Origin of the sequence: Sporichthya polymorpha DSM 43042, assembly GCF_000384115.1 — a bacterium.
GTDB classification, from domain to species: domain Bacteria; phylum Actinomycetota; class Actinomycetes; order Sporichthyales; family Sporichthyaceae; genus Sporichthya; species Sporichthya polymorpha.
Map to the genome: position 1 here is coordinate 2633171 of NZ_KB913029.1, position 17744 is coordinate 2650914.

Annotated in this window: 17 protein-coding genes; 11 read left to right on the forward strand and 6 right to left on the reverse strand. The window is 71.8% G+C overall.

Annotated elements, in window-relative coordinates:
• The first annotated feature begins 36 nt into the window (after positions 1 to 36).
• Complete coding sequence (locus SPOPO_RS0112935; RefSeq protein ID WP_019875230.1) at positions 37 to 1563, forward strand: ABC transporter substrate-binding protein; 1527 nt, start codon at positions 37 to 39, stop codon at positions 1561 to 1563.
• A gap of 195 nt (positions 1564 to 1758) precedes the next feature.
• On the opposite strand, the gene SPOPO_RS0112940 is transcribed toward SPOPO_RS0112935, so the two are convergent.
• Complete coding sequence (locus SPOPO_RS0112940) at positions 1759 to 2661, reverse strand: enoyl-CoA hydratase-related protein (protein WP_019875231.1); 903 nt, start codon at positions 2659 to 2661, stop codon at positions 1759 to 1761.
• A 116-nt stretch (positions 2662 to 2777) separates the two neighbouring features.
• Between SPOPO_RS0112940 and SPOPO_RS29370 the strand changes: the two genes are divergently transcribed.
• The 5 genes from SPOPO_RS29370 (at position 2778) to SPOPO_RS36165 (ending at position 8479) form a co-directional block, all read left to right on the forward strand.
• Positions 2778 to 5003, forward strand: coding sequence for a molybdopterin-containing oxidoreductase family protein (locus SPOPO_RS29370; RefSeq protein ID WP_019875232.1), 2226 nt, complete (start codon positions 2778 to 2780; stop codon positions 5001 to 5003).
• A gap of 55 nt (positions 5004 to 5058) precedes the next feature.
• The gene (locus tag SPOPO_RS0112950; RefSeq protein WP_019875233.1) at positions 5059 to 6486 is read left to right on the forward strand and encodes a wax ester/triacylglycerol synthase domain-containing protein; all 1428 of its coding nucleotides are present in this window, start codon (positions 5059 to 5061) and stop codon (positions 6484 to 6486) included.
• Entirely contained in the window at positions 6483 to 7460 is a 978-nt protein-coding gene (locus tag SPOPO_RS0112955) for an alpha/beta hydrolase (protein WP_019875234.1), read from the forward strand. Before SPOPO_RS0112950 ends, SPOPO_RS0112955 begins: the two co-directional genes overlap by 4 nt.
• 88 nt (positions 7461 to 7548) lie before the next feature.
• Positions 7549 to 7950: a helix-turn-helix domain-containing protein gene (locus tag SPOPO_RS36160; RefSeq protein WP_019875235.1), complete on the forward strand. Its 402-nt coding sequence runs from the start codon at positions 7549 to 7551 to the stop codon at positions 7948 to 7950.
• A complete protein-coding gene (locus SPOPO_RS36165; protein WP_425424156.1) occupies positions 7943 to 8479 on the forward strand; it encodes an ATP-binding protein in 537 nt (178 codons plus the stop codon). The genes SPOPO_RS36160 and SPOPO_RS36165 overlap by 8 nt, the downstream gene beginning before the upstream one ends.
• Positions 8480 to 8554: 75 nt before the next feature.
• Here SPOPO_RS36165 and SPOPO_RS0112970 read toward each other — a convergent pair whose 3' ends face one another.
• Positions 8555 to 9139: a hypothetical protein gene (locus SPOPO_RS0112970; RefSeq protein ID WP_019875237.1), complete on the reverse strand. Its 585-nt coding sequence runs from the start codon at positions 9137 to 9139 to the stop codon at positions 8555 to 8557.
• Positions 9140 to 9424: 285 nt separating this feature from the next.
• Here SPOPO_RS0112970 and SPOPO_RS0112975 point away from each other — a divergent pair, with 285 nt between their 5' ends.
• Genes SPOPO_RS0112975 through SPOPO_RS29385 form a run of 4 tightly spaced genes read left to right on the forward strand, consistent with a single transcriptional unit; the run spans position 9425 to position 14631 of the window.
• On the forward strand, positions 9425 to 10315 hold the full coding sequence (locus SPOPO_RS0112975) for an ABC transporter ATP-binding protein (RefSeq protein WP_084671745.1): 891 nt from the start codon (positions 9425 to 9427) through the stop codon (positions 10313 to 10315).
• A gap of 5 nt (positions 10316 to 10320) precedes the next feature.
• Positions 10321 to 11952, forward strand: coding sequence for a hypothetical protein (locus SPOPO_RS0112980; protein WP_156869857.1), 1632 nt, complete (start codon positions 10321 to 10323; stop codon positions 11950 to 11952).
• Between the two features lie 11 nt (positions 11953 to 11963).
• A complete protein-coding gene (locus SPOPO_RS0112985) occupies positions 11964 to 12200 on the forward strand; it encodes a hypothetical protein (protein WP_019875240.1) in 237 nt (78 codons plus the stop codon).
• A gap of 49 nt (positions 12201 to 12249) precedes the next feature.
• Positions 12250 to 14631, forward strand: a complete 2382-nt coding sequence (locus tag SPOPO_RS29385; RefSeq protein WP_019875242.1) for an HAD-IC family P-type ATPase — start codon at positions 12250 to 12252, stop codon at positions 14629 to 14631.
• Here SPOPO_RS29385 and SPOPO_RS32805 read toward each other — a convergent pair.
• Positions 14543 to 15862, reverse strand: coding sequence for an NADH-quinone oxidoreductase subunit D-related protein (locus SPOPO_RS32805; RefSeq protein ID WP_019875243.1), 1320 nt, complete (start codon positions 15860 to 15862; stop codon positions 14543 to 14545). The two genes, SPOPO_RS29385 and SPOPO_RS32805, sit on opposite strands and share 89 nt — an antisense overlap.
• Positions 15863 to 15957: 95 nt before the next feature.
• On the opposite strand from SPOPO_RS32805, the gene SPOPO_RS0113000 reads away from it, so the two are divergent.
• A complete protein-coding gene (locus SPOPO_RS0113000; protein WP_019875244.1) occupies positions 15958 to 16326 on the forward strand; it encodes an ArsR/SmtB family transcription factor in 369 nt (122 codons plus the stop codon).
• Between the two features lie 7 nt (positions 16327 to 16333).
• Here SPOPO_RS0113000 and SPOPO_RS29395 read toward each other — a convergent pair whose 3' ends face one another.
• The 3 genes from SPOPO_RS29395 to SPOPO_RS0113015 are packed head-to-tail and all read right to left on the reverse strand — an operon-like array spanning position 16334 to position 17678.
• Complete coding sequence (locus SPOPO_RS29395; protein WP_019875245.1) at positions 16334 to 16744, reverse strand: GreA/GreB family elongation factor; 411 nt, start codon at positions 16742 to 16744, stop codon at positions 16334 to 16336.
• A complete protein-coding gene (locus SPOPO_RS29400; RefSeq protein WP_019875246.1) occupies positions 16741 to 17244 on the reverse strand; it encodes a universal stress protein in 504 nt (167 codons plus the stop codon). Before SPOPO_RS29400 ends, SPOPO_RS29395 begins: the two co-directional genes overlap by 4 nt.
• Positions 17241 to 17678, reverse strand: coding sequence for a hypothetical protein (locus SPOPO_RS0113015; protein WP_019875247.1), 438 nt, complete (start codon positions 17676 to 17678; stop codon positions 17241 to 17243). Before SPOPO_RS0113015 ends, SPOPO_RS29400 begins: the two co-directional genes overlap by 4 nt.
• Positions 17679 to 17744 lie beyond the last annotated feature (66 nt).

Consider the following 17744-nt stretch of genomic DNA (forward strand, 5'->3'; position numbering starts at 1 on the left):
GGGCTGGGGGGGCCCACCACCGTCGAAGGAAGCCCGATGTACACACGTCGATCCACGCTGCCCAGAAGCAGTGCGACGAGAGCGGGAATCGGCACTCTCGTCCTGACCCTCGCGCTCTCCGCGTGCGGCGGCACCCGCCAGAGCGACGAGGCCATCGAGGCCGCCGCCGGGATCCGTCCGGTCGCCGCGGACGCGCCGGTGCCCGGCGTCGCCGCGGACCCGGCCGCCGGCCCGGTCGCTGCCCAACCCGGCGCGCCGGCGCCCGCGAACGTCGCGACCGACTCCGGTCCGGCCGCCGCCGGCGGTCCGGCCCGGCCCGGGACGTCAACGGGTGCTGACGGAACCGCGAAGGCCAACACCGCCAAGTCCGGTGCCGCCGCGGCTCCGGGTGCCGGTGCGCCCGGCGTCGTCACGAAGAAGTCGCTGATCAAGCTCGGCTCGGTCGGGACGTTCTCCGGGCCGGTCGGATCGCTGGTGAAGGACACTGTCACCGGCATCCGGATCTGGGCGCAGGCCGTGAACGAGAAGGGCGGCGTCAACGGCCACCCGATCTCGATCCAGGTCGGCGACGACGGCGGCGACCCCGCGCGGTTCAACTCGATCGTCCAGCAGTTCGTCGAGAAGGACGGCGTGCTGGCGTTCCTGTTCAACACACTCGCGTTCGCCCCGAACGGCAACAACAAGTACCTGCACTCGAAGAAGATCTTCACCTACTCCGAGACCGGTTCGCTCGAGCTGACGTACAACGACCCGTACGTCCTCACCCCGTCCCCGTCGGGTCTGAGTTACGCCGACGCGATGATCCTCGCGTTCGGCAACGGCATCGGCGCCAAGGGCGGGGTCAAGATGGCGGCGTACGCCTGCAGTGACTTCAGCCTCTGCGACAACTTCGACAAACGCTGGAGCGACCCGAACGTCCTGAAGAAGGCGGGCTTCGAACTCGTCGCCCGCGGACGCCCGTCGCTGACGCAGCCGGACTACACGTCCCAGTGCCTCGCGGCGAAGCAGAACGGGGCGACGGCGATCCTCGTCGCCCTCGACGGTGCGGCGATCCGCCGCTTCGCCGGTGACTGCGCGCGGCAGAACTACCGGCCGGTGCTGTCGTCCGCGGACCTCGTCATCACCAACGACCTCCTCAAGGATCCGAACGTCGACGGCCTCGTCGTCGGCGGGAAGATGGTGCCGTTCCCGAGCATGGATGCCCCGGGCATGAAGGAGGCTCACGCCGCCTTCGCCAAGTTCGCTCCCGGTCAGATCGTGACCGGTGGTTACGCCTACGGCTGGCTCGTCGGTGAGTTCTTCGCCCAGACCGCGAAGAATCTCCCGGACAACCCGACGTACCAGGATCTCGAGGACGGCGTCTACGCCATCAAGAACAACGACATGAAGGGCATGACCTACCCGATCACCATCCGGCGAGGGCAGGTCATGGACCGTCAGTTGTGCTTCGGCACCACGATCATTCGGGGCGGGAAGTTCGTCCCCGCCCCGGGCCCGGCACTCCGGTGCGCCAAGGGCGGCAAACCGATGTCCGGACCCGACGACTACGACAAGATCTCCTAGCGCATTTCGGACCGCGGCGGCATCGAGGAGTCGCGCCGGGCGTTCCCGTCCCGGTGCTGTCGACTCCCGAAAGCGCACTACAGCACCGGGGCGCCCGTCGGCCGGGTGCGCATCTGCGCTGAGTGCGCAGACAAGCACCGCCCGGCGGGCGGGAACCCGTGCTGATCTGCGCACTCAGCGCACGTCGGCCGAGCGCTACCCAGCCGGGGGGCGGTGGTCGGCCGGGGGGACCGGCCAGTCGGGGACGAGGTGGTCCCACTCGGCGACCCGGGCGGAGAACGCGGCCGGCCGCTTCTCCAGGAACGACATCACGCCCTCGGCGGCGTCGGGCCCCTTGCCCGTCGCCGCCAGGGCGGCGGTCTCGATGCGGTGGGCCTCCCACGGTGACGGGGCGTCGAGCATCGACCAGGTGAGGCGGCGGCACAGGGCGACCGAGACGCCCGAGGTGTTCTCCGCGATCTCGGCGGCGAGGGCGCGCGCGGTCGGGAGCAGCTCGTCGGCCGGGACGACGCGTGAGACCAGGCGGCCGGCCAGCGCCTCGGCGGAGTCGAAGACGCGACCGGTCAGCACCCACTCCGACGCCTGCGAGACACCGACGACGCGGGGGAGGAACCAGCTCGCGGCGCCGTCGTACACGATGCCGCGGCGGGCGAAGACGAAGCCGAAGCGCGCCGCCTCGGAGGCGATGCGGACGTCGGCGGGCAGCGTCATCGTCGCGCCCACGCCGACGGCGACGCCGTTGACGGCGGCGATCAGCGGCTTGCGGAGCGCGGCGAACCGCAGCGTGACGACACCGCCCCAGTCGCGGGCGACGCCGCCGATCGAGCCGAGGTCGTCGCCGGGCTCGCGGTTGGCGTCCTCGTCGAAGGTTGCCGCGCCCTTCTCCAGGTCGGCGCCCGCGCAGAACCCGCGGCCCTCGCCGGTGAGGATCACGACCCGCACGTCGTCGTCGGCGTCGGCGGCGTCCGCGGCGGCGACGAGTTCCCGACACATCGTCAGCGTGAACGCGTTCAGCCGGTCCGGCCGGTGCAGCGTGATGGTCGCGATCCGGTCGGCGACCTCGTAGCGGATCTCGGTGAACGAGCTGACGTCCGGCACGGGCGCTCCCTGAAACTGGTGGAAATTTCTGCGGTTTATCTATAGCCATTAGGCGGCGTTGCGGTGAGGATAGACATGTTCGTCGTCCACCCACCGCCCCGGGAGGCCGCCCCCTCATGAGCACCGTCGAGAAGAGCACGTACTGCCGCATCTGCGAGCCGCAGTGCGGGCTGATCGCCACCGTTGAGGACGGCCGGCTCGTCAAGCTCCGCGCCGACAAGGACGACCCCCACAGCAAGGGGTTCTTCTGCACCAAGGGTGTCGCGATGGCGGAGGTGGTCAACGACCCGGACCGTCTGCTGACGCCGATGAAGCGCGTCGGCGGCCCCGGGAAGTTCGAGCCCTGCACCTGGGACGAGGCGCTGAACGACATTGCGGCGCGGTTCAACCGACTGCGGCAGCAGCACGGCAAGAAGTCGATCGCCGTGCACGAGGGCAACCCGCCGTACTTCTCCTACGCTGCCGCGTTCTGGGGCAAGAATTTCGCCAGCGCCCTGGGCACGCCCTGGTTCTACGGCATCAACTCCGAGGACGGCGCGTCCCGCGTCGCGGCCTTCAAGATGCTCTACGGACACTGCGCCCACATGCCGATCCCGGACATCCCGCGCACCGACGTGCTGCTGATGCTCGGCGCGAACCCGTGGGTCTCGAAGATGAGCTTCGTCCACGACCCGCGCATCCGTGAGCACATGACCGGCGTCGTCGAGCGCGGCGGCCGTGTCTTCGTCGTCGACCCCCGCGAGACGCAGACCGCGAAGGTCTTCGAGCACGTCCCGATCCGCGCCGGCCAGGACGCGTGGTTCCTGCTCTCGCTGCTGCACGTGATCCTCGGAGAGGGCCGGTACGACGAGGAGTTCGTCGCGCGTTGGACGACCGGCTTCGAGGTCTGGCGCCAGATCGTCAAGCGCTTCCCGCCGGAGGTGACCGAGGAGCGCACCGGCGTCGCGCCCGAGGTTGTCCGCGAGATCGCGCGCACGATCGGCAACGCCCGCCGCGCCGTGGTCTACGGCCGCACCGGCACCTGCACGCAGGAGTTCGGGACGCTGACCAATGTCCTGCAGGACTTCGTCAACATCGTCACCGGCAACTTCCAGCGTGAGGGTGGCTGGGTCTGGGCCTGGTCGCCGGTCGAGACCGCCTACCTCGCGGAGAAGTTGAACTTCGCCTCGTTCGGCAAGGTGCGCACGCGGATCCGCAACCTACCGGACTCCTACGGTTTCCTGCCGTCGTCGGCCCTGCCGGAGGAGATCCTGACGCCGGGCGAGGGCCAGATCCGCGGCATGATGATGCTCGGCTCGAACCCGGTCGTGACCGGTCCGCAGGGACAGCAGCTGCGGAAGGCACTTGAGTCGCTGGAGATCTTCGCGGCGATCGACCTCTACATGAACGAGACCAACAAGTACGCCCACTACCTGCTTCCCGCGACGACGATGTACGAGCGCGAGGACGCCCCGATCCAGTTCGCGAACCGCTACATGCGGCCGTCCTTCCGGGTCACCGAGAAGGTCATCGAGCCGATGGGGCAGGCCCGCGAGGAGTGGGAGGTCCTCGACGACGTCTGCAAGCGCATGGGTCTCGGTGGCGCGCACATGTTCGGCATCGAGCGCTGGTTCGCCAAGCGCGGTCTCGAGATGAAGCCCCGTCACATGGCGGACCTGCTCATCCGCACCGGCAAGGGTGGCGACCTGTTCGGCCTGCGCCGCTCGGGCTGGTCGTGGAAGAAGTACGTGGAGAAGGCTCCGCGCGGCGTCGTGTTCCACGAGGAGCAGCCGATCCGCTCGGTGAAGAGCGTCATCCGGACCAAGGACCGCAAGATCGCCATGGCCGACCCGCGGTTCGTCGCCGAGCTCGAGCGGCTCGAGGCGACGCCGGTCGAGATCGCCGAGTACCCGCTGCGCATGATCGGCCTGCGCGAGATGAACTCCCACAACTCGTGGATGCACAACTCGCCGCGGCTGATGCCGGACAAGCGTCGACACCACCTGCATCTCAACCCCGAGGACGCGGCCGTGCTCGGGCTGGCCGAGGACGACCTCGCCAACCTCGCCTCCGAGGGCGGGGAGATCGAGGTGCAGGTGACGGTGAACCCGGAGATGATCCGCGGGACCGTCGCGCTGCCGCACGGCTGGGGTCACTCGGGTGGCTGGCAGCGGGCGAACGCGGCCGGCGGGTCGACGTCGAACTTCCTCGCCTCCCGGGTCGAGCAGCTGTCGGGCATCTCGGTGCTGAACGGGATCCCCGTCCGGCTCGAGCCGGTCGCGCGGTCGGCCGACGTCGTCGCGGCGGCGGAGGGCCTGGCGGCAGAGGGTGTCGCGGCCGACGCTGTTGCCCAGCGCACGTAGCGAAACCTACAGCCTATAGATAGGCTGACTTCGTCGTCCCGACGGAGGTAGCGAGATGAGTGACGCCATCGACCCGGTGTGGCCCACGACCGCGGGCATGAATCCCTTCGAGTCGGTGATGTGGCGGCTCGACGCGGCGCCGATGCTGCGGGTGCCGACCCTCTCGTGCGAGGAGCTGGACTCGGTCCCGGACTGGGACCGTTTCCTCGCCGCGCACGAGTGGGCCGTGCGGATGGCGCCGCAGTTCCGCCTCAAGGTCGTCGAGCCCCCGTTCGGGTTGGGCACCCCGCGGTGGACGGTCGACCCGCACTTCGACCTGTCCTTCCACATCCGGCGCCAGCGGCTGCCGGAGGGTGGTGGCTGGCCCGAGTTGTTCGAGGCGCTCAGCCAGTTCTTCACGACTCCGCTCGACCGCAGCCGGCCGCTGTGGGAGATCGTCCTGTACTCCGGGCTGCCGGAGGGCCGCGCGGTCTACGCGCTCAAGATGCACCACTCGATGGGTGACGGTTTCGCCGTCATGCACCTGCTCTCGCGGCTGCACTCCCGCACCCGGGAGCCCTCGCCCGACAAGCCGTCGCCGGGTGAGTTGCCGGCGCCCGAGCTCAATGAGATCGACGCGTTGCGCCGCCAGCTGCTCGACGACGCGTCGATCGTGCCGTCGGTCGCCACGAAGCTCGGCTCGGCCGCGTTGCGGACCGTGACCAACCCGGTCGGTGGACTCAAAGCGACCGCGCGGTACGCGGCGTCGCTCAAGCGTGTCGTCGCACCGCCGGTCGGCTCCGGCTCGGAGCTGCTCGCCGGGCGCAGCATGAGCATGCGCCTCTCGCTGATCGACGTGCCGTTCTCCGACTTCCGCGCGGCGGCCAAGGCTGCGGGCGGGTCGGTCAACGACGCCTACCTGGCCGCCCTGTACGGCGGGTACCGGCGCTATCACGAGGCGATGGGCGTCGAGCCGCCCGAGAGCATCCCGACCGGCTTCCCGATCTCGCTCCGGACGGCCGACGAGGCCGCGAGCGGCGGCAACCGCATCGCCGCCGCCCGCATCCCGGGTCCGGTCGCCGAGGCCGACCCGGTTCAGCGCATCGCGCGCATCCGCGAGCTGACCCAGGCGGCCCGCAACGAGCCGGCCGTCGACGTCATGGGCGTCGCCTCGCCGGCGCTGGCCCGGCTGCCCGCCCCGGTGCTCGCCGCCGCGGTCGGCCCGTTGACCGCCCGTCTGCAGCTGATGGCGAGCAACGTGCCCGGCATCGGCCGCGGCCACTACCTCGCCGGCGCCGAGGTGCTGCGCTTCTTCGGCTACGGCCGCTCCGGTGCCGCCGCGCTGATCACCTTCATCACCTCCGGCGACCTCGCGAGCGTCGGCGTCGGGTTCGACCCGGCCGCGATCACCGAGCCGAAGCTGTTCCTCGAGTGCCTGGTCGAGGGCTTCGTCGAGATCCTCGACCTGCACCCGGGTTCCGGCAAGCCGGTGCTGCGCGGATGACGGAACGTCAGATCCGGCCCCAGATCCGTCGGCGGACCAAGGCCACCCTCCGCTCGCGCGCGGTCGTCGCCGCGTTCGGCAGGGCGACGGCGCCGCACCTGGCGAAGCTGACCGGTGACGAGATCACGCCGGAGATCGCGGCGCGGTTCGCCCGGCTGGACAAGGTCTCCGCCCGCGTCCCGGCACTACGGGGCTCGCGGACCGAACGCTTCACGATCGGCGACTTCGAGGCCGAGTGGGTGCACGGCCCTGGCGTGCCGGGGGGTGCGCCGGACTCCCGGGACCGGGTGATCCTCTACCTCCACGGCGGTGGCTGGCTGTTCGGCAACGTCGGTTCGCACCGGCGGATGATCAGCAAGCTGTCGCGGTCCGCCGGTCTGCCGGTGCTCGCCCTGGACTACCGGCTCGTGCCGGCCGTGACGTTCGAGCAGGAGATCGCCGACTGCGTCGCCGGCTACCGCTGGCTGCTCGAGCAGGGCGTCAAGCCCGAGAACGTCGTCATCATGGGCGACTCCGCCGGCGGCCACCTCACCTTCGCCACCGCGCTCCACGCGCGGGACGAGGGTCTGCCGATGCCGGCCGGGCTGGTCGGCATCTCCGGCGTCTACGACATGACGACGGAGCACAAGAAGGCGCACGCGAACCACGCCGCCGACCGGACGGGCGCGCTCGCCGCGTTGGAGTGGATGATGCGCGTCGTCCTCGCCGGCGCCGACCCCACCGACGGCAAGATCTCCCCGCTCCGAGCGGACCTCACCGGCCTGCCGAGGACGCTGCTCGTCGTCAGCTCGAGCGAGGTCATCTACTGCGACTCGGAGCAGCTGGCCGAGCGGCTGACGGAGGCCGGGGTCCCGTGCACCCTCTCCGTCTGGCCGAACCAGTTGCACGTGTTCCAGGCCTTCGGCCCGGTGGTCCCCGAGGCCACCCGCTCGCTGGTCGAGATCGCCCGCTGGGTGCGCACGGTGGTGACCTGACCCGCCGCACGAGTTTCTGACATCGGTGGGCAGGGTAGGTCCGGCGGCAACCCCTGTTGCCGACTGCCGATCGCGGAGAGGCCCCCAGATGGCACCTGAGGTCACACCGGGCGATTCGGATCTGGTCACGGTGCTGGAGGATGTCGCCACGGCGGCCGAGGACGGGGCCCGCGAGCAGTCGCGGCTGGCGGCCGCCGCTCGGGCAGCGGCGCGCGAACAGCGAGGCGAGCACCGTCCGTCGCAGCGCGACGCTGTCCGACGGGTTCTCGCGGCAGTCGCCGCCCAGGCTGACCGCTTCACGGCCGCTGCGGGAAGTTTGCGGCGGACCTGGGCGGCTGCCCTGGCTGCTCAGGGAATGTCCCGGCGGCAGATCGCCACGCACCTGGGCGTCAGCCACCAGCGGGTGTCGGCGCTGCTGGCTCGGGAGTCAGGACGTGTGCGGTTCGGGACTCCGTCGGGTGCCCGCCCAGCCGGCGGAGACGGTGTGTGAGCAGGCGCGGCTGGACCTTCCTGCCACCCCTCGGTCCGCCGGGGATGCACGACGGTTCGTGGCCGCGCAATGTGATCGCTGGGGTCTGCCGCTGCTCGTCGAGGACGGCGTTCTCGCCGTCAGCGAGCTGGTGGCCAACGCGGTCGTGCACGGCCGCAGCGCTGTTCGCCTGACCCTGAGCCTGACCGGAGACGTCGTCGAGGTCGCCGTCGGGGACTCCAGTCCGCGCCCTCCGGTCGTGCGCCCGGTACGCCTGAGTCTGGACGAGGACATCGATCAGGCGGTGGCGCTCTCGCGGGATCAGCTGGACGAACCCGGTGCGCAGTGGCTGATCGGCGAGGCCGGCAGCATCACGGCCGGCCGCGGGATGTTGATCGTCGACGCCATCGCCGACGAGTGGGGCATCAGTTCGCGTGCCGTCGGCAAGGACGTCTGGTTTCGGCTCCGGACCCCGACCGGCGCGGATCGGGTGTGCCGGTGCCCGGGCAGCGCGGCGACCACCCCGGGCGGTCTGCCCCTGCGAGTGTGATCTTCCGAGCAACCGAGAAGCCCCGGCGTGGCCGCCGGGGCTTCTCGGAGTTCAGGTGGATCGTCAGACGGTTCCTCAGACGGTGACCGCCTCGCGGGTGCGCTGGCGACCGACCAGCACCTCCGCGTCCGGGGCGACGCGCCGGGTGTGGGCGAAGCCGAGGATGCTGAGGACCCCGAGCACCGCCGCACCGGCGAAGGCGACCCAGGCGCCGTAGAGCGCGAGCGTCCCCATCTTGCCGAAGGCGTAGGCGTTGAGCAGCAGACCGCGGAGGGTCTCACCGCGGAAGGCGGTCTGGACCTGCTCGGCCAGCGCGGTGTCGGTCGGGTTCGCGCGGGACTCGGTGCTCAGCTGCGAGTAGGTCTTGCCGCCGGTGCTCTTCTCCAGGTGAACGGCGATGTAGTGGTCCGCGAAGGCCTTGGCCTGCTCGCCGGTGGTGAGCTGCTGGCCGGCGTACTTGTCGATGTACGGCCCGATCTTCGGGTCGGCCGTGGCCGGGCCCTTCTCCGGGAAGAAGATCTGCTGCTGGGACAGCTGGGTCTTGACCTCGTCGTTGACGAAGTTGTGGGCCGAGGTCAGCAGCCCGCCGCCGAGCAGCAGGATGCCCGCGAGCATGAGACCGACGGTGCTGACGATCTTGTCGAAAGCCGTGCGACGCATGATGGTGTTCCCCCTCGAGAATGACCGGTTTTCGCGCCGGTCCGGTATTCGCCCGTGTCGTCCGGGCCTACTACCAGCATCGGCGGGGCGGGGGTCCCGCCCCAGATGCCGAACGGCACCGGACGGCCCGCCGATCGGCCCCTCCCGGACGGGACTCTGGGACGGTCCCCGGGATTGCGGGCCGATCGGCCCGCCCGGCCGAGGTCGCCCGCCTCCTGCACCTCGCCGGCTTTCGACGGATCCTCGAACCGTGGGCGCAGGCGGCGCCCGGTGGAGGAGTACGCGATGTCGGTTCCGGCGCTGGAGCTGCGGGGCCTGACCAAGCGGTTCGGCTCGGTGACCGCCGTCGACCGGCTCACCCTGACCGTCAACCAGGGCGAGATCTTCGGGTTCCTCGGGCCGAACGGCGCCGGGAAGTCGACGACGATCCGGATGCTCCTGAACCTGCTCCGGGCCGACGCGGGGACCGCGCTGATTCTGGGCGTGCCCAGTACGGACGTGACCGCGGCGCACCAGCACGTCGCGTACGTCCCGGGCGACGTCGCGCTGTGGCCGCAGCTGACCGGCCGCGAGACGCTGGAGCTGCTGGGCAACCTGAGCGGCCGGGTCGACACCGCCTTCCGCGACGAGCTCGTCGCCCGCCTCCGCCTCAATCTCGACCAGCGCGTCCGCTCGTACTCCAAGGGGAACCGGCAGAAGGTCGCCCTGGTGGCCGCGTTCATGACCCGGCCCGACGTCCTGCTGCTCGACGAACCGACCGCCGGGCTCGACCCGCTGATGGAGGAGCAGTTCCAGCAGCTTGCTCGCGAGGCCGCCGCGCGCGGGCAGACGGTGTTCCTCTCCTCCCACCTGCTCTCCGAGGTCGAGGACGTCTGCTCCCGGGTCGCGATCCTCCGCCGCGGGCGACTGGTCGAGCTCGCCGAGCTCGCGACTCTGCAGGGACTGGGCTCGACCGTGCTCGAGGCGACCTTCGACGGGGCACCGCCCCGACTCGACGACCTCGCCGGCGTCAGCCGGGTCGAGGCAATCCCGGGCGGGCTGCGGATGCACGTCGCCGGCTCGCCCGCCCCGGTCCTCGCCCGGCTCGCGGAGGCCGGCGTCAGCCGCCTGCGCAGCCATGAGCCCTCGCTGGAGGAGATCTTCCTCGGCTACTACGCCGATCCGGTGACGACGTGACCGCGGTGGCAGCTGTCGCACCGCGCCCGCAGGCGGCCGCGCCGACGCTGCCGGCTCCGCGGGCAGCGGCCGTCGCGCGGTTGTACCTCCGGCTGGTCCGGCGCAGTGCGCTGCTCACCGGAACCGCGATGGTGGTCTACCTCGTCGTCGAGGTCCTCGCGTTCCGAGCGGCCTACCCCGATGCCGGAGCGCGTGACTCGCTCCTGCGGATGGCCGACAACGCCGCCGTCCGCATGCTGCAGGGGGTCCCGCACGGCATCGACGACACCGGCGCCTACGTGGTGTGGGACGCCGGCTGGATGATCCACTCCATCGTCGCGCTGTGGGCGATTGTGCTGACGACCCGGCTGCTTCGCGCCGAGGAGGACACCGACCGGGTCGCCCTGGTCCTGTCCGCTCCCGTCGCGGCGGGCCGTGCGCTCACCGCGCAACTCGGAGTCCTGTTCGGGTCGTCCGTCCTGGTCGGGGGCCTGAGCGCCGCGGCCCTTGTGGCCACCGGGACCGGTCTGGCGGGCTCGCTGCTGTTCGGTGCGGGCCTCGTCGGCTCCGCCGCCGTCTTTGTCGGTGTCGCTGCGGTGACGTCGCAGCTCGCGGGGGACCGCCGCCGGGCCCTGGGAATGGCAGCCGGCGTACTCGGGGCCGCCTTCGCCCTGCGGATGGTCGCCTACAGCGGTGAGTCCCGCGCGTGGTTGCGGTTCGCCACTCCCTACGGGTGGGCCGACGAGCTCCGCCCCTTCGACGCCAACCACTGGGCCGCGCTGGCGCTGCCGGCGGTCACGGCGGTCGGCCTCGCGGTGCTCGCCGCCTTCCTGCGGGAACGCCGGGACGCCGGTGTCGGCCTGCTCGCCGGCCGCGAGCGCACCCAGGCCCGCCTGCGGTTCCTCTCCGGGCCGATCGCGCTCTCGTGGCGGCTCAACGTCGGTGTCCTGACGGGCTGGCTCGTCGGCACCGTCGCCTATGCGGCCATGGTCGGGGCGCTCTCCCCGGTGGCCACCGAGTTCGGCAGCGACGACCCGGACACCCAGAAGATGCTCGAGCGCTTCGGCATGGAAATGGTGCTGACCGAGCGCGGTTTCGTCGCGCTGCTCGGACCGATGCTCGGTCTGGTCCTCGCCCTCTACGTCTGTTGGCGCATCGGCGCCGCGCACGTCGAGGAAGCCGTCGGGCACCTGGACGTTCTGCTCGCCCAACCGGTGGCCCGCGGGCGGTGGATCGCGGGTCACGCGCTGCTCGCCGGCGTCGGCGCACTCGTGCTCGCGGTCGGGGCTGCGGCGGCTATCTGGATCTCGGCCGCGCTCGTCGGAGCCGACGTCGGCCCTGGTGACGGCGCCGCCGCGCTCGCGGCCCAGCTGCCTCTCGTTCTGACGTTCGGTGGGCTCGCACTTCTGCTCCTCGGGCTCGCGCCCCGCCTGACGACGACACTCCCCGCGGCGCTGGTGGTCGTCGCCTACCTGCTGCAGATGCTCGGCCCGGCGTTGGGGGTTCCGAACGCGGTGGTCGCCGTCTCGCCGTTCCACCACCTGGGCTACGTGCCGGTCGAACCGCTGCGCGTCCTGCCCGCCCTGATCCTCGTCGCGGCCGGCGTGGTCGCGGCGGTCGGGGGAACCCTGGCGTTCCACCGACGCGACATCCAGTGAAGGAGCACACCATGGACCAGACCTCGCAGACCGCGGCCGTCGTCGTGCCCATCGCCGCCGCGTTCGGCCTGATGGGACTCGTCCTCATCCCGAGCCTGGCCATCCGGTCGGTCAAGCACGCCATCTGCCCCGAGCGGGCCCGCCGCGAGGCGGCCGAGCGTGCGGCGGCCCAGCGTGAGGGCGCGCCGCTCGGCGGGGCGGCGACCATCGGGACGCAGCGCCGCGCGGAGGAGCACGCCACGCGCTGAGGCGTGGCCGGTCGCCGTCCGATCGCCCGTGTGTTGAACGATGGGCGTCATGGCGTTGGACGGACTGACCGCGGCCGAGGTGGCCGAGCGCGTCGCTGACGGCCGCTCCAACGACGTGCCGGTGGTGGCCGCGCGCTCGATCCGCGACATCGTCCGGTCGAACGTCTTCACCCGGTTCAACGCGGTGATCGGGACGCTGGCGGTCCTGATGATCGTCATCGGTCCGCCGCAGGACGCCCTGTTCGGGTTCGTCATCGTCGTCAACACCGGCATCGGGATCGTGCAGGAGGTCCGCGCGAAGCGGACCCTGGAGCGCCTGGCGATCGTGGGGGAGTCCCGTCCGCGCGTGCGCCGCGACGGACGTGTCGTCGAGGTCGCGCCGCGCGAGCTCGTCCTCGACGACCTCGTGGAGCTCGGGGCGGGCGACGAGATCGTCGTCGACGGCGAGATCGTGGCCGCCGATGCGCTGGAGGTCGACGAGTCCCTGCTGACCGGGGAGTCCGACGCCGTGCACCGCGTCGTCGGGGAGCACGTGCTCTCGGGCTCGTTCGTCGTCGCCGGGAGCGGTGTCTACCGCGCCACCCGTGTCGGGCGGGAGGCGTACGCCGCGCAGCTCGCCGAGGAGGCCAGCCGGTTCACCCTGACCGCGTCGGAGCTGCGCCACGGCGTCGACGCGATCCTGCGCATCATCACCTACCTGATGATCCCGGCCGCGGTGCTCATCGTGATCAGCCAGCTCACGATCGACGACGAGCCGACCCGGGACGCGCTGCGGGGCACGGTCGCGGCCCTGGTGCCGATGGTCCCCGAGGGCCTGGTCCTGCTGACCAGCCTGGCGTTCGCCGTCGGGGTCGTCCGGCTCGGGCGGCGGCAGTGCCTGGTCCAGGAACTGCCCGCCATCGAGGGCCTTGCGCGGGTTGACGTCGTGTGCACGGACAAGACCGGCACGCTCACCGAGAACGGCATGCGCCTGGCCGAGCTGCGGGTGTGCAACGGCCACGACGAGTCGGCCGCGGTGCTCACCGCGATGGCGGCCGCCGACCCGCGGCCCAACGCCAGCATGCTCGCGATCGCCGAGGCGTACCCGCCGGGCGCGGAGGTCCCGGCAGCCGCGCGAGTGATGCCGTTCTCCTCGGCGCGCAAGTGGAGCGGCGTCGGGTTCGACTCGACCGCCGCGGCGGGGGACTGGGTCCTCGGTGCCCCCGACGTCCTGCTCGACGCGGCGGACCCGGCCCGGGTCGAGGCCGAGGGGGCCGGGGCTCAGGGCCTGCGCGTCCTGCTGCTCGGCCGCGCGGCCGGCGCGGTCGACGGCCCGGACGGCCCGGGCTCCATCGAGGCCGCCGCCCTCGTCGTCCTGGAGCAGCGCATCCGGCCGGAGGCCGGTCCGGCGCTGCGGTACTTCGAGTCGCAGGACGTGACGCTGAAGGTTGTCTCCGGCGACAACGCGGTCTCGGTCGGGGCGGTCGCCGCCGCGCTGGAGCTCGACGGCGCGGACCATCCGCTGGACGCCCGGCAGCTGCCGGCCGAGCCGGAGGCGTTCGCCGAGGCCGTCGAGAACACGAGCGTCTTCGGGCGCGTGACGCCCACTCAGAAGCGCGAGATGGTGGGTGCCTTGCACTCCCGCGGCCACACGGTCGCGATGACCGGCGACGGCGTCAACGACGTGCTCGCGCTCAAGGACGCCGACATCGGCGTCGCGATGGGCTCGGGCAGCGCCGCCAGCCGCGCAGTCGCGCAGATCGTGCTGCTCGACAACTCCTTCGCGACGCTGCCGCACGTCGTCGCGGAGGGCCGGCGGGTGATCGGCAACATCGAACGGGTCGCGAACCTGTTCCTCACCAAGACCGTCTACTCGGTCCTGCTGGCGATCGTCATCGGCGTGATGGGAATCCCGTTCCCGTTCCTGCCGCGGCACCTCACGCTGGTCGGTTCGTTGACGATCGGGATCCCGGCGTTCTTCCTCGCGCTCGCGCCCAACACCGAGCGGGCACGGCCCGGCTTCGTCCGGCGGGTGCTGCGGCTGGCGGTCCCGGCCGGGGTGGTGGCCGGCGTGTGCAGTGTCGGCACCTACCTGCTCGTGCGCGAGATGGACTCCGCGACCGAGGACCAGCACAGCACCGCCGCGGTCCTCGCGTTGTTCGTCGTGTCGGTCTGGGTGCTCGTCGTCGTGGCGCGGCCGCTGACGTGGTGGAAGCTGCTGGTCGTTGCCGCCGCGTGCGGAAGCTTCCTGATGTGCCTGCTCGTCCCGTCGCTGCAGGACTTCTGGGCGCTGTACCCCGACCACGTGGGCGCGACCACGACGGCGCTCTCCGTCGGTGCCGTCGGCTGCGTCGCGATCGAGATCAGTGCCCGGGTGCAGGGTCGGGCAGGTCGAAACCCGGGTCCACCGACGAACCGTTCTCGTCGTGCGGACCTCGCTGCGAGAGCGTGAACGCCGAGCGGGTCAGGAAGCACGGGTCCACCACGCGCAGGTTCCCGACCCGGCCGTCCGGATCGATCTCGACGCGCGCTGCCACCGTGCCCTGCGGGCCCTCGACCAGGCCGATGCCGTGCGTGTGCCGGGCGGTGGCCCCGAAGGCCGCGGGGGCGGGCGTGCCGACCGCCCGCTGGGCCGCCGGGAGGAGGTCGCGCAGCAGGCGGAGCCCGGTCCCCAGTTCGCCGACCCGGAGCTCCAGCCGGGCGAGCGCGTCCCCGCGACGCGAGGTGACCGGGTTGACCCCGGCGGTCGCCGGGTGGAACGGATGGTCGCGCCGGGCGTCGACGTCGACGCCACTGGCGCGGGCCACGGGGCCGAGGGCTCCGGTCATCGCGGCGTGACGGTTCGTCAGGATCCAACGGTGCCGGTACGTCGCGGCCAGGGCGGGACTGGACAGCGCCTTCTCCCGGAGCTCGGCCGCGACGTGCTCCAGGGCACGCAGCCGACGGGAATCGGGCAGGCCGCGCAGGACGACCCCGCCGGGCACGACCGCGCCGCGGAGCGAACGGTGTCCGGTGATCTCCTCGCTCAGCGCGAGGAACTCGTGGTGGAGGCCGAGGGCTTCGGCGGACCACCGCGTCAGCCCCGCGTCCCCGCACATCGCGCCGATCGAGCGGAGGTGGCTCGCCGCACGTTCCAGTTCCACGAGAACGGCCCGCGCAGCGGCCACCGGCGAGGGCACGGCGAAGTCGAACGCGTCCTCGACGGCGAGGCAGAACGCGACGGCGTGCGCGAACGCGGAACACGGCTGGGCCTGTTCGACACGAGGAAGCGCCTCGACGGGTCGCTGACCCACCGCGTCGGTCTCCCAGGACCGCCGCGTGGGGCCCGCGGCGGCGCCCAGCCGGCCGGGTCGCGGCGGAGCCGAACTGGCCAACAGGCCGTGGGTCTCGTAGAGCTCGCGTTCGAACCGGCCGGCGGGGAAGCTGAGCAGGGCCAGGCTCGGGACGGTGTCGCCGCCGGGTTCGGTGCGCGCCACGAGTTCGACGCGCCGATCCGGATGAGCAGCCGTGAACAGGTACACGATGCGGTGCGACTCGTCGTCCTCGGGAATCGCGGTGACGAGGGCCAGCCGGAACCCGTCGTTCAGCAGAGCCTCCGCGCGCCAGGGCAGGTCGATCACGCTGACCTCCTGGGACGGGCGGAACCGGGCGGGGGCCGGGCGGTGCGCGAGCGAGGACGTCATGGCAGAGATTCCTTGCGAGGTGATGAGTTGCAAGATTCTTCAACTCATCATATACTGGATTGACGGTATGTGAAGACCCCGAGGACGGGAGTCCGGTGACGACACCGCTGCACCAACTGAAGGCCGAGTTCTTCAAGACGCTCGGCCACCCGGTGCGCATCCGGGTCCTGGAACTGCTCAGCGAGCGCGAGCAGACGGTCGCCGAGATGCTGCCCGAGGTGAACGTCGAGGCGTCGAACCTCTCGCAGCAGCTCGCTGTCCTGCGCCGCGCCGGCCTGGTCACGTCGCGGCGCGAGGGGTCGAACGTCCGTTACGCCCTCGTCAGCCCGAAGGTGGCCGAACTGCTTGTCGTCGCCCGCGGCATCCTGACCTCGGTCCTGAGCGGCCAGGCCGGCCTGCTGACCGACATGCACGAGCAGTACCCCGAGGAACAGGTCGTTCCGCGGCGGCGCCGCGCTGGGTGACCCCGCGTCAGCTTCCGACCGCGACGACGCGCACCATCGTGGGTCCGTCCGGGGTGGCGTAGCGCACGCGGTCGCCGGGACGCGCGCCGATCAGCGCCCGGCCGAGTCCGTCCTCGGCGCTGAGCGCGTCGGGGTCGTAGACCTCGAGCGGGCTGACGAGCACCGTGCGCGGGCCCTTGCCGTCGTCGATGACCACCGTCGTGCCGACCCCGATCCCGACCCCGGCCGCGCGGTCCACGACCGTACCCAGGTAGTCGTGGACGTCCCGGATGCGGCGATCGATCAGTTCGAGTTCCGCCGGAGAACGGCTCTCGCGGTCCAGCTCGCGGAGGCGGCGGTACTCCTCCTCGAGCAGCTCGCGGACCCGCGCCCGCAGCGTCCTCGCCCCGGCCCGGACGTCGGGCGTCGCCGCGCTCATCGCCGGTCCGCCAGGAGCGGGCGGTCCGTCGCGGTCTCGTCGGCCGGGACGTGCCGGTCTCTCGCCGGCACGACGAGGACGGGGCAGGGGGCGCTGGTGACGCACCCCATGGACACGGTGCCGAGGACGCGACTGGTGACGACGCCGTGGCCGTGGCTGCCGACGACCAGTAGGTCGGCCCCCTCGGCGAGAGCGGTGAGCGCGTGGGCGATGACGTCGCCGGGAACGACGATCGTGTCGACCGGTGGTGCTTCGGGGACCCACGCCCGTACGGCGGCGACGTCGTTGGCGAGGTGCCGTTCCGCGTCGCGGCGTGCGGCCTGCGCGCGCGGCGAGGGGGCACGGCCGGGGTCCGCGGCGGGGTTCAGCGCAGCCGGGTCGTAGTAGACGGCCGCGGCGAGGACGCGCGCGCCGTTGGTTCCTGCGTGGCGCAGGGCCCAGGTCAGGGCACGGCGTCCGCCGTCCGTCCCGTCGACGCCGACGACGATCTGTCCGGTCATGATCGGTCCCTTCCGAGAATCAGCAGGATCAGCAGGGCGGGGACGGCCCACAGCCAGTAGCCCCAACCCAGCGTCATCAGTCCGACGTGGAACAGTGCGGCGCCCGCGACGCCGAAGGGGGTGAGCGGCCCACCGGTCAGGAGGGCGGCGCCGATCGCGAATTCGCCCAGGGCGATCATCAGACCCCAGAAAGCCGGGTGCGCCATGAAGATGTCCTGCCAGGCGGAGAGGATGCCGGGCACCCAGCTGCCGTCGGCCACCGGGCCGTAGATCGCCGGGTCGCCGGAGACGATTCCGACGTGGACACCGCTCGCCCACAGGAACAGCAGCCCGAAAGCGATCCGGACGGCGCCCGCTCGGCGGTCCTCCACCGGTCCCGGCGCTGTGCCGATCGCCCCGGGCGGTCGGTCGCTCACCAGGTGCTGGCTGCTCATCGCGCGTCCCTTCTCACTGTCCTGCGTCCAGCGTGCTCGTGCCTGCCGCGCGACGGCAGGGCCAGG

Excerpts from the sequence above, each read along its gene's own strand:
- SPOPO_RS29400 (WP_019875246.1), bottom strand. The coding sequence starts at position 17,244 with ATGACCGGACAGATCGTCGTCGGCGTCGACGGGACGGACGGCGGACGC.
- SPOPO_RS29370 (WP_019875232.1), top strand. The coding sequence starts at position 2,778 with ATGAGCACCGTCGAGAAGAGCACGTACTGCCGCATCTGCGAGCCGCAG.
- SPOPO_RS29385 (WP_019875242.1), top strand. The coding sequence starts at position 12,250 with ATGGCGTTGGACGGACTGACCGCGGCCGAGGTGGCCGAGCGCGTCGCT.
- SPOPO_RS0112955 (WP_019875234.1), top strand. The coding sequence starts at position 6,483 with ATGACGGAACGTCAGATCCGGCCCCAGATCCGTCGGCGGACCAAGGCC.
- SPOPO_RS0112950 (WP_019875233.1), top strand. The coding sequence starts at position 5,059 with ATGAGTGACGCCATCGACCCGGTGTGGCCCACGACCGCGGGCATGAAT.
- SPOPO_RS0112970 (WP_019875237.1), bottom strand. The coding sequence starts at position 9,139 with ATGCGTCGCACGGCTTTCGACAAGATCGTCAGCACCGTCGGTCTCATG.
- SPOPO_RS0112935 (WP_019875230.1), top strand. The coding sequence starts at position 37 with ATGTACACACGTCGATCCACGCTGCCCAGAAGCAGTGCGACGAGAGCG.
- SPOPO_RS0112985 (WP_019875240.1), top strand. The coding sequence starts at position 11,964 with ATGGACCAGACCTCGCAGACCGCGGCCGTCGTCGTGCCCATCGCCGCC.
- SPOPO_RS0113015 (WP_019875247.1), bottom strand. The coding sequence starts at position 17,678 with ATGAGCAGCCAGCACCTGGTGAGCGACCGACCGCCCGGGGCGATCGGC.
- SPOPO_RS0112975 (WP_084671745.1), top strand. The coding sequence starts at position 9,425 with ATGTCGGTTCCGGCGCTGGAGCTGCGGGGCCTGACCAAGCGGTTCGGC.
- SPOPO_RS36160 (WP_019875235.1), top strand. The coding sequence starts at position 7,549 with ATGGCACCTGAGGTCACACCGGGCGATTCGGATCTGGTCACGGTGCTG.
- SPOPO_RS29395 (WP_019875245.1), bottom strand. The coding sequence starts at position 16,744 with ATGAGCGCGGCGACGCCCGACGTCCGGGCCGGGGCGAGGACGCTGCGG.
- SPOPO_RS32805 (WP_019875243.1), bottom strand. The coding sequence starts at position 15,862 with ATGACGTCCTCGCTCGCGCACCGCCCGGCCCCCGCCCGGTTCCGCCCG.